This window comes from Microcoleus sp. D3_18_C4, from assembly GCF_036702355.1.
Taxonomy (GTDB): domain Bacteria; phylum Cyanobacteriota; class Cyanobacteriia; order Cyanobacteriales; family Microcoleaceae; genus Microcoleus.
The window spans coordinates 1-9828 of sequence record NZ_JAUBTF010000117.1; the positions used below are offsets into that span (position 1 = coordinate 1).

Genomic DNA, 9828 nt, shown 5'->3' on the forward strand with positions numbered 1-9828 from the left:
TTTTTTTGGCATAGGGGGTTTGGCGTCCCTGTGAATCGGCTGCCCTTAATTATAACTAATTATCCGAACCTGATATTTCTCGGTTTTTTTAGTAGGGCGCTGCTAAGAGTGGCCGCCCTTCCAGGTTTCTTAATACCCTAAAAGTTTTATGTTTAATTAAAGTCACCTAGTGATTGTGAATATCTACTTTTAAGCTGACTCTGGCTTGGGCAGGGAAGACGGAAGTACCAACAACTCGGCGGTCGATCGCTTCTCGACCATTTCCTTCGTAATCGTACATCGGGCAACATCCTTGCGCGACGGCAACTCGTACATCACATCCAACATCAATTCTTCGACAATTCCCCGCAGCGCCCGTGCTCCAGTTTTGCGGCGGTATGCTTCCTGGGCGATCGCCCGAATCGCCTCTGGCTTAAAGTCCAACTGCACATTATCCATCTTCAGCAGCTTTTGATACTGCTTAACCAAAGCATTGCGCGGCTCAGTCAAAATCGCCATCAGCGTTTCCTCATCCAGCGGTTCCAACACCGCCGCCACCGGCACCCGCCCAATAAACTCAGGAATCATCCCAAACTTCACCAAATCATCCGGTTCCAGTTGCTTGAGTACATCAGCAGCCCGCTTTTCCTTCGGCTGAGCTTCTCCGGGCTGAATAAAACCCATTGACTTTTTACCCGTTCTCTGCTCAATCACTTTCTCTAGACCGACAAAAGCACCGCCGCAGATAAACATGATATTGCTAGTATCAATTTGGATGCAGTCTTGGTAGGGATGCTTGCGGCCGCCTTGGGGAGGTACATTGGCGATCGTCCCCTCCAGCATTTTCAGCAGCGCCTGCTGCACGCCTTCACCCGACACATCTCGCGTAATCGAAGGATTTTCGCTCTTGCGGGCTATTTTGTCAATTTCATCAATATAAATAATTCCGCGCTGCGCCTCTTCCACGTCCATATCTGCCACTTGCAGCAGCCGCAGCAAAATATTTTCCACATCTTCCCCGACATAGCCCGCTTCCGTCAGCGTCGTCGCGTCAGCCACCGCAAAGGGTACATCCAGCATATCCGCCAACGTCTGAGCCAGCAGAGTTTTTCCGCAGCCCGTGGGCCCGATTAACAAAATATTCGATTTTTGCAGTTCTACTTCTTCCGGCGGGTGCTTGCCGCTATTTTTGGCATGGATAAAGCTCAGGCGCTTGTAGTGGTTGTAAACAGCCACCGAGAGCACCTTTTTCGCCTCATCTTGCCCGATCGCATTTTCGTCGAGGTAATTTTTAATTTCCCTGGGCTTGGGAATTTGGCTCATCGACATACTTTTGCCCGAGGAAGCGCGGCGCTTTGGCGTCGTTTCCTGCTTCGGTGCCACCGCCGCAGCAGGCACTGCACTCGAATCAAACAACTCCTCATCTAAAATTTCATTGCACAAGTCTACGCATTCGTCGCAGATATACACCCCGGGCCCTGCGATCAACTTGCGTACTTGCTCTTGAGACTTGCCACAAAACGAACATTTTAGATGGGAGTCGTACTTAGACATAACAGCCTCTTAATTCAGTGCAGTGACATTCTCTCCCGCCGCCGGAAGGTTTTCTTTAGCGATAACTCGATCGACCAAACCGTAATTTTTGGCTTCCTCGGCTGACATAAAAAAGTCGCGCTCTGTATCCGCCTCTAATTTGTCGATCGGTTGACCCGTGTGGTGCGCTAGAAGTTGATTCAGCTTACGCTTATGATAAAGGATTTCTTTGGCTTGAATCTCAATATCAACTGCTTGACCTTGAGCGCCTCCAAGCGGCTGGTGAATCATAATCCGGGAACTCGGAAGAGACATCCGCTTACCGTGGGCTCCTGCTGTCAGTAGAAATGCGCCCATACTCGCTGCCAAACCGTAACAAATCGTTACCACATCGGGGCGGATTTGCTGCATTGTGTCATAAATTGCCATGCCGGCCGTCACCGAGCCGCCGGGGGAATTTATGTACATTTGGACATCTTTCTCTGGGTCTTCGGCATCTAGATACAATAGCTGAGCCACTATTGAGTCAGCAACTTCGTCGGTTACGGGAGTTCCTAAAAACACAATTCGCTCCCGCAGCAAGCGCGAGTAAATGTCAAAAGCCCGCTCGCCCATCCCCGACTGTTCTAGTACCATCGGCACTACATTGCTGGGGCTGGAACTGACATCAAAATCGTTATAGCTTGTAATTAGGTAATTGGAAGATTGAGATACAACCATAAGACACCAGTCAAGGATTCTAGACAATTTGCTGCTGCTGATGAAAGCTTTAAATTAAGCCGCCAGCTTTTAACTATTATGCCTCTTCTGAACAGATATCGGGGGAATGCGGAGTTTTGAGTCTGTGAGATTGCTTTCTGTGTTCGGCGCAACGCGGGCGTGAATCGCAAGGTTCGCGGGGTGAATGAGTTAAAACACTCACTTGTCAATCATAGCTGCTTCTAGTGGACGCCCCGAGGTTTTAGTAAGGATCGGGCGCACCCGGAGCTTGTAGTTAAGGATCGGGTGCGCCGTTAAAATCGCGGTTGATTTCATGCCCCCAATTAGGACATTTGAACAAATTAAGTTCTATTCTTCGCCTACGACTTCCACTTCAACGCTCGTGGCTGCTTCTGCTGAATCTTCAGCGTCCGATTCTTCTGATTCTTCTGCTGCCGGAGTCAGAGAGCCTTCAGGTAGGAGTTCGATTGTCCCTTTTTCTTCCAACCATTTCAGGGTTTTTTGTTTGAGCAAGTCTTCTGCTACAAATTCCTGCAACCTTTGGGGGTCAAAATCTCCTTTGGGAAACTGCTTTCTGATTTTTGCTATTTCGGCTGCTACTTCTGCTGGTTCAACAGATAAGGATTCCAGCTTGGCTACTTCTGCCAGAGCTAAATTCTGCTTGAGGCGCTCGATTGCTTCCGGGCGCGAGCGTTCCCGCATCGGGCCCATATTTTCTTCGGTAAACAGTTGGTTGATATCTATGCCGTAATTTTTCAATTGGACGGCTTGTTGATTCAACAAATAATCGATTTCGCGATCGACCATTGTTTCGGGAATTTCCACGTCTATTAGCTGCACGAGGGCTGCTGATATAGCTTTTTCCTTATTAGCTGATGTCTTGTTTTCTTGGTCTGCTTTAAACCGAGTTTCGAGCGATTCGCGCAGTTCTGCTAAAGTTTCAAACTCACTGACTTCTTGGGCGAAGTCGTCGTCCAACTCCGGCAATTCTTTTTCCTTAAGTTCTTTGAGGGTAATCGTAAAGACTGCGGGTTTTCCGGCTAATTCTTCACTGCTATACTCATCTGGGAACTGCACGGAAACTTCTCTAGTTTCTCCCGGATTCATCCCGATCATGCCTTGGATAAAGCCCGGTACAAACTGATTTTCCGATAATTCTACTTGGAAGTCTTCTGCTTCGCCACCAGGAATTTCTGCGGGAGTTTCGCCTTCGGCTGCTTCCGCAAATTTACCGGAGAAATCAACCAAAGCCACGTCTCCCAACTGAGCCGGCCGGCCTTCTACGGGGATTAAAGTAGCTTTGTCCGAGCGATATTTTGCCAATACCTCATCTACCTGAGCCTCATCATACTTAGCTTCTTCTGCTTGAAGCTGCAAACCAGTGTACTGACCCATTTTCACTTCTGGTTGTACATCAACCTTCGCCGAAAAAATCAGAGGCTGTTCTGGATCGAACTTCTCTAGTAATTCTTCAAACTCGGTGCGAAGTTCAAAACTGCCAATTGCGGCAATTTTTTCTTGTTCGAGGGCTTTTTGCAGGGAATCATTAATCAAATTTTCCAAAGCCGTCGCCTTCAAGCGAGTCTGGCCTAGGCGCTGTAGCAAAACTTGACGGGGAACTTTGCCTTTGCGGAACCCAGGAATATTAACCTCGCGAGCAAATTGTTTAATTACTTGCTCGTAAGCTTGTTTTGACTTTTCTGACGGTACTTCGATTTCCAGACCAATTTGGCTAGCTGGAAGTTTTTCCTGGGTTACTTTCATCGGCTTTTTTGATATTTAACAATAGTGTATTGACACTCCCTGACCTAAAGGACAGGGATTCTTAATTCAGCGACTGACCTTAAAATGTTGCGTCCTTGCGGCAATCCTCAAACTTTTTAACCGTAGAAATCCTACCAATTAACGAGCCTGATTCGCAGTCATCCCAGAGGGTCTATCTCCAAAAGCGTACTAGGATATTTACCTAGAGTTCGGGTATGCCCTACCCTACTTAACAAGACTAAATAGTTTGTTTCTCTGGTTAAAGGAACTGTGTTAAGCCCCTAGCTGTTTATAGAGTTTTCGCCGCTCTTTGTCCCCCGGTTTACGCGCTAAAGTGTGTCGTTAACTGTTTTTATGCACTATGGCGCAGGAGTTTAACCTTGACTACTGTAGTATACTAGAAATTTCCTGACTTTTAGGAAGGGATTTAAGAAATTAAAGCCGTCCTAGAAGGACAGGGTTTTAGACCCAATTTCCTTGATAAAATACATACAAATCTGACTTTGCCTGCATTTTAATTTTGTTACGCTTTGACTCGTAACGGCACAACTACAAAACCTTTACCGGATGAGACTGTAAGTCATTGTCGGCTACTTTTTTGGCTCTTGCCAAATAGTTTTGGTTTGAGGATACTAGCTTTTGCTGCTAGGAATGTGGAGGTTAAGTCCACTAATTGCCGATGCACCATAGCACATATCGCCCTGTGATGTCAATCTTGCCGGCCTAGGCAGCTAGTTAAAGTCAATGGATGCGCCTGCGAAAATGCAGATATATCGCAAAACTTAACCGGATGCGGATTGGGCGTGGGCGATTGGCAAAAGATGCTAAACTGGCATTGGGTACGATCGCACGGATCAATCGGGAAGTTCGATCGCCCTTTTAGGTTAACTGCACCATTGCCATCCTCTCATGCTCCTGATGTCGCATAACATTAATTAAGTTTGATATTGAGAATTGCAGTTATTTAAATTTTTGATTTCGATCGTTTAGACTTTAATTTGTGGAGGAAACTAATTTGTCTCAATCCTATCGAGTTGCCATTTTAGGAGCTACCGGCGCAGTCGGTGCCGAGTTGCTAGAACTATTGCACAGCCGGAGTTTTCCGATTTCTAACTTGAAGCTGCTGGCTTCGGAACGTTCAGCAGGCACAACTTTGCCTTTTGGCGGTGAGATGCTGCCGGTGGCAGCAGTGTCGGCGCGATCGTTTGATAATGTAGATCTGGTGCTGGCCTCTGCCGGCGGTTCTACTTCTAAGTTATGGGCTCCGCAAGCGGTGGCAGCCGGGGCAGTGGTAATTGACAATTCTAGCGCTTTCCGCATGGATGCGACAGTACCGCTAGTGGTTCCCGAAGTCAATCCCCAAGCAGCAGCAACTCACCGAGGTATAATTGCTAATCCCAACTGCACGACTATTTTGATGGCAGTTGCTGTTTGGCCACTTCACAAAGTTAGGCCGATACAGCGCATCGTTGTAGCGACTTACCAGTCTGCCAGCGGGGCGGGCGCAAGGGCAATGGAGGAAATGAAAGCTCAAGCAAGAGCAATTTTGCAGGGGGAAACGCCCAAAACAGATATATTTCCATACCCCTTAGCATTTAATTTGTTTCCGCACAACACCCCGATTAATGATTTGGGTTATTGTGAAGAAGAGATGAAAATGGTAAACGAAACTCGGAAGATATTTGGTACGGACGAGATTAAAATTACGGCAACTTGTGTGCGGGTTCCCGTACTGCGCGCTCATTCGGAAGCGATTAATCTAGAGTTTGCAGAGCCTTTTAGCGCGATCGAGGCCAGGGAAATCTTAAAGCAGGCAAGCGGGGTTAAGCTGGTAGAAGACTGGCAAGCTAATTATTTCCCGATGCCCGCAGAAGCCAGCGGTAAGGATGAGGTGTTAGTTGGCAGGATTCGCCAAGATATTTCTCACCCCTGCGGGTTGGAGATGTGGCTGTCGGGCGATCAAATTCGCAAAGGGGCGGCTTTAAATGCGGTGCAGATAGCTGAGTTGCTGGTAGAAAAAAATTTGTTGCGAACCCAAGTGGCGGCGGCTTCTAATTAGGGAAACCCTGGCAATTTGGAAATTGAAATTGGGGATTTTAGATAAACCTTTCATCTGAAATCAAAAATTTAAAATCAAAAATCAACAGTCTAAAATCGGAGAAAGTGTGGTAAAGTTTGGACGGGTTCTGACTGCAATGATTACGCCGTTTAAGGAAGACGGCAGCGTTAACTATGCGGTAGCAGAACAATTGGCAGTTCATTTAGCCGATCGCGGTACAGATAGCTTGGTAGTGTGCGGCACTACTGGCGAGTCTCCCACTATGACCTGGGATGAAGAGTACGAATTATTTCAGGTGGTACAAAAGGCGGTGGCCGGTAAGGCGTTGGTAATCGCAGGAGCCGGATCGAATTCTACTTCAGAAGCAGTCGCAGCTACGAAAAAAGCAGCTAAACTAGGGTTAGATGGTTGTTTGCAGGTGGTTCCTTATTACAACAAACCCCCGCAAGAAGGTTTATATAATCATTTTCGGGCGATCGCGCAATCTGCTCCCGAATTGCCTATAATGTTATATAACATCCCCGGTCGCACTGGTCAGAATATGTTGCCGGAGACGGTGGCTCGATTGGCAGAAATCCCCAACATTGTGGCCGTAAAAGAAGCAAGTGGCAACTTGGATCAAGCAAGTCAAATTCGGTGCTTGACATCCCCTGAATTTGCCATCTATTCTGGAGATGATTCCCTAACTTTGCCAATGCTGGCGGTAGGAGGATCTGGTGTAGTTAGCGTAGCCAGCCATCTGGTAGGAGAGCAACTGCAACAGATGATCAAAGCTTTCGAGGCCGGTCAAGTTCAAGTCGCTACCCAGATTCACTTGCAACTTTTTGACCTGTTTAAAGCTCTTTTTCTCACCACAAATCCCATTCCCGTCAAGACAGCTCTCAAACTTCAAGGCTGGGATGTAGGCTCCACCCGTCCGCCCCTGTGCGATCCGCCCGTTGAGGTAACTCAAAAGTTAAAGGACGTACTGAGTCAGCTAGCAGCAGTATCAGCTAGCTAGACGAGCGAGAACGAGTTTTCAGACAACTGAATATTGGTTGTGATAAGTCATTAGTTCTGAGTCATCAGTCATTAGTAATTAAGTGTTAGTAACTAGCTAACAGTCAAGGATTAAAGACTGAAGATAGAAGAATGAAGACCCAAGACAACTGACTGTACGGGATAGTAAAACCCGCCAGGGATTTTTCCATAAATATTTGGAAAAATATTGCCCTACAAACGAACAGTAGACGAAAGACGACAGACCAAAGACCAAAGACCACAGACCAATAACAAAAATAACTAACAAAGGATACGCATGATCAAAAATACAACTGCATCTGCTCTAAAAGTTATTCCCCTCGGCGGGCTGCACGAAATCGGTAAAAACACTTGTGTGTTTGAGTACGGCGACGAAATAATTCTTTTAGATGCCGGTTTAGCGTTCCCGACAGATGGAATGCACGGGGTAAATATTGTCCTCCCAGACATGACTTACCTGCGGGAAAACAGCCATAAAATTAAAGGTATGATCGTGACTCACGGTCACGAAGACCACATCGGGGGAATTCCTTATCACCTCAAACAATTTGAAATTCCGGTCATCTACGGCCCCCGTTTGGCGATGGCTTTGCTAGCCGGAAAACTCGAAGAAGCCGGAGTGTCTCACCGCACTGAATTGAGAACGGTTCGACCCAGGGATACTGTCAGAATTGGCAAGAATTTCTTAGTAGAATACATCCGCAACACTCACTCGATGGCCGACAGTTTTACTGTGGCAATTCACACTCCCGTGGGAATTGTGATCCACACCGGAGACTTTAAAATTGACCACACTCCTGTAGACGGCGAGCATTTTGATTTGCAAAAGCTGGCCGAGTACGGCGAGAAAGGCGTGCTGTGCTTGATCAGCGATTCAACTAACTCGGAAGTTCCCGGTTTTACCGCTTCGGAAAGTTCTGTGGCGCCGAATTTAGACAGAATTATCGCTCAAGCACCGGGACGGGTAATGCTGACGACTTTTGCTTCGTCGGTACACCGATTGCAAATTGTTTTGGACTTGGCTAAGAAAAACAATCGGTATGTCGGAGTGGTTGGCCGGTCGATGCTTAACGTCATCGCTCACTGCCGCAATCTCGGCTACATCAAATGCGAAGATAGTATTTTCAAACCGCTGAAAGAAATCCGCAATTTGGCTGAAGACAAGGTACTGATTTTAACTACAGGTTCCCAGGGCGAACCGATGGCGGCGATGACTCGCATTGCTAACGGCGAACATCACGAACTGAAAATCAGGAAGGGCGATACAGTCATTTTCTCAGCTAATCCAATTCCGGGAAATACGATCGCAGTGGTAAACACGATCGATAAACTGATGATGCTGGGAGCACACGTGGTTTACGGCCGCGACAAAGGCATTCACGTTTCGGGTCACGGTTGTCAAGAAGACCAAAAGTTAATGATTAACATGACTCGTCCCAAGTTCTTCTTGCCAGTACACGGGGAACACCGGATGCTGATCCAGCACTCCAAGACGGCTCAAAGCATGGGCATTCCCGCTAGCAATATGGTGGTTATTGATAACGGCGATGTCGTAGAATTAACTGAAAATTCAATGCGAGTCGCTGGTCAAGTGCCTTCAGGAATTGAATTGGTAGATGCTTCTCGATCGGGCGTTGTCAAAGCCAGCGTCCTCAAGGAACGTCAGCAGTTGGCCGGAGATGGCGTTGTAACTGTAGCGGCGGCTTTGAATTGGGAAGGCAAATTAGTTGCCAAACCAGAAGTCCACTTGAAAGGTGTAGTGACATCAGCCGATCGCGCGGAGGTGATCAAATTAATCACTCAAACCATTGAAACAGTTTTGAGCGATCGCTGGTCAGAATTTGTCAAACCCGCCACTGCTGACTCACAAGTTGACATTGACTGGGTAGGAGTGCAAACCCAAATAGAAAAAGCAATTCAGCGGGTAATGCGCCGGGAACTGCAAAGCAATCCGCTGCTGGTATTCCTGATGCAAATTCCTGAAGAAGCAGTGCGATCGGAAAAAGCAGCAGTATCTCCCGGTTCCCTGGAAGCACCTAAGCTATTATCCTCCCCATCATCGGCATCGCCATCATCGGCATCATCCCCATCCTTGCCATCTCCTGCCAATCAGGTGACGGGCCGGCGCCGTCCCCGGACTGCTGCAAGGGCAGCTTCTTAGGGCAATAATTCTCGGACGTACTGCGAACCAAGAAAGGAGTTTTAGGTTTTGTAGTTGCGCTTGGATGCCCAAGCGCAACTACAAGCCTAGATTGGATTTCACAAATAGATTTCCTCACTAAGTGAGGGAATAGTTTTTAACCGCCGATAAACGCAAATGAACGCAGATAGTAATTAATTCTATCTGCGTTCATCTGTGTTTATCGGCCACCATCTGCGGTTGCAAAATCAGCCACCAGCAACTGCTGGAACAATGCTAACTTCATCGCCATCTTGGAGGGCTGTGTTTGATCCATCCAAAAAGCGGATGTCTTCGCTGTTGACGTAGAAGTTGAGAAATCGGCGGGGTTCTCCCTTTTCGTCGCACAGGCTTTTTTTGATGCCGGGACAATTTGTTTCCAGCGATTCAATTAGTTCGGAAATGTTATCGCCGGCGCATTCGATGGTGGCTTGATTGTTGGTAAATTTTTGCAGGGGAGTGGGAATTAAAACTTTGACGGTCATTTTTTTAGTCCTTAGTCAGTAGTCAGTAGTCAGTAGTCAGTAGTCAGTAGTCAGTAGTCAGTAGTCAGTAGTCAGTAGTCAGTAGTCAG

Annotated in this window: 7 protein-coding genes; 3 read left to right on the forward strand and 4 right to left on the reverse strand. The window is 47.3% G+C overall.

Annotated elements, in window-relative coordinates; translation table 11 throughout:
* Positions 1-189: 189 nt before the first annotated feature.
* From clpX to tig, 3 genes are all read right to left on the reverse strand, one after another.
* Positions 190-1533, reverse strand: a complete 1344-nt coding sequence (clpX, locus tag QUA90_RS29400; RefSeq protein ID WP_333328174.1) for an ATP-dependent protease ATP-binding subunit ClpX — start codon at positions 1531-1533, stop codon at positions 190-192.
* 9 nt (positions 1534-1542) lie between these two features.
* Entirely contained in the window at positions 1543-2232 is a 690-nt protein-coding gene (gene clpP / locus QUA90_RS29405; protein ID WP_333075055.1) for an ATP-dependent Clp endopeptidase proteolytic subunit ClpP, read from the reverse strand.
* A 348-nt stretch (positions 2233-2580) separates the two neighbouring features.
* Complete coding sequence (gene tig / locus QUA90_RS29410) at positions 2581-3996, reverse strand: trigger factor (protein ID WP_333448680.1); 1416 nt, start codon at positions 3994-3996, stop codon at positions 2581-2583.
* Positions 3997-5011: 1015 nt separating this feature from the next.
* On the opposite strand from tig, the gene QUA90_RS29415 reads away from it, so the two are divergent.
* The 3 genes from QUA90_RS29415 (at position 5012) to QUA90_RS29425 (ending at position 9236) form a co-directional block, all read left to right on the forward strand.
* Positions 5012-6055, forward strand: coding sequence for an aspartate-semialdehyde dehydrogenase (locus QUA90_RS29415; RefSeq protein ID WP_333448681.1), 1044 nt, complete (start codon positions 5012-5014; stop codon positions 6053-6055).
* A gap of 106 nt (positions 6056-6161) precedes the next feature.
* Entirely contained in the window at positions 6162-7055 is an 894-nt protein-coding gene (gene dapA / locus QUA90_RS29420; protein WP_333237998.1) for a 4-hydroxy-tetrahydrodipicolinate synthase, read from the forward strand.
* Positions 7056-7352: 297 nt separating this feature from the next.
* Complete coding sequence (locus tag QUA90_RS29425; protein WP_333448682.1) at positions 7353-9236, forward strand: ribonuclease J; 1884 nt, start codon at positions 7353-7355, stop codon at positions 9234-9236.
* Positions 9237-9463: 227 nt separating this feature from the next.
* Here QUA90_RS29425 and QUA90_RS29430 read toward each other — a convergent pair whose 3' ends face one another.
* On the reverse strand, positions 9464-9739 hold the full coding sequence (locus QUA90_RS29430; RefSeq protein ID WP_333054763.1) for a MoaD/ThiS family protein: 276 nt from the start codon (positions 9737-9739) through the stop codon (positions 9464-9466).
* Positions 9740-9828: the final 89 nt, after the last annotated feature.

What these genes read in the sequence shown, in the direction of transcription:
- tig (WP_333448680.1), bottom strand. Translation starts at nt 3,996, where the DNA reads ATGAAAGTAACCCAGGAAAAACTTCCAGCTAGCCAAATTGGTCTGGAA.
- QUA90_RS29430 (WP_333054763.1), bottom strand. Translation starts at nt 9,739, where the DNA reads ATGACCGTCAAAGTTTTAATTCCCACTCCCCTGCAAAAATTTACCAAC.
- QUA90_RS29425 (WP_333448682.1), top strand. Translation starts at nt 7,353, where the DNA reads ATGATCAAAAATACAACTGCATCTGCTCTAAAAGTTATTCCCCTCGGC.
- clpX (WP_333328174.1), bottom strand. Translation starts at nt 1,533, where the DNA reads ATGTCTAAGTACGACTCCCATCTAAAATGTTCGTTTTGTGGCAAGTCT.
- clpP (WP_333075055.1), bottom strand. Translation starts at nt 2,232, where the DNA reads ATGGTTGTATCTCAATCTTCCAATTACCTAATTACAAGCTATAACGAT.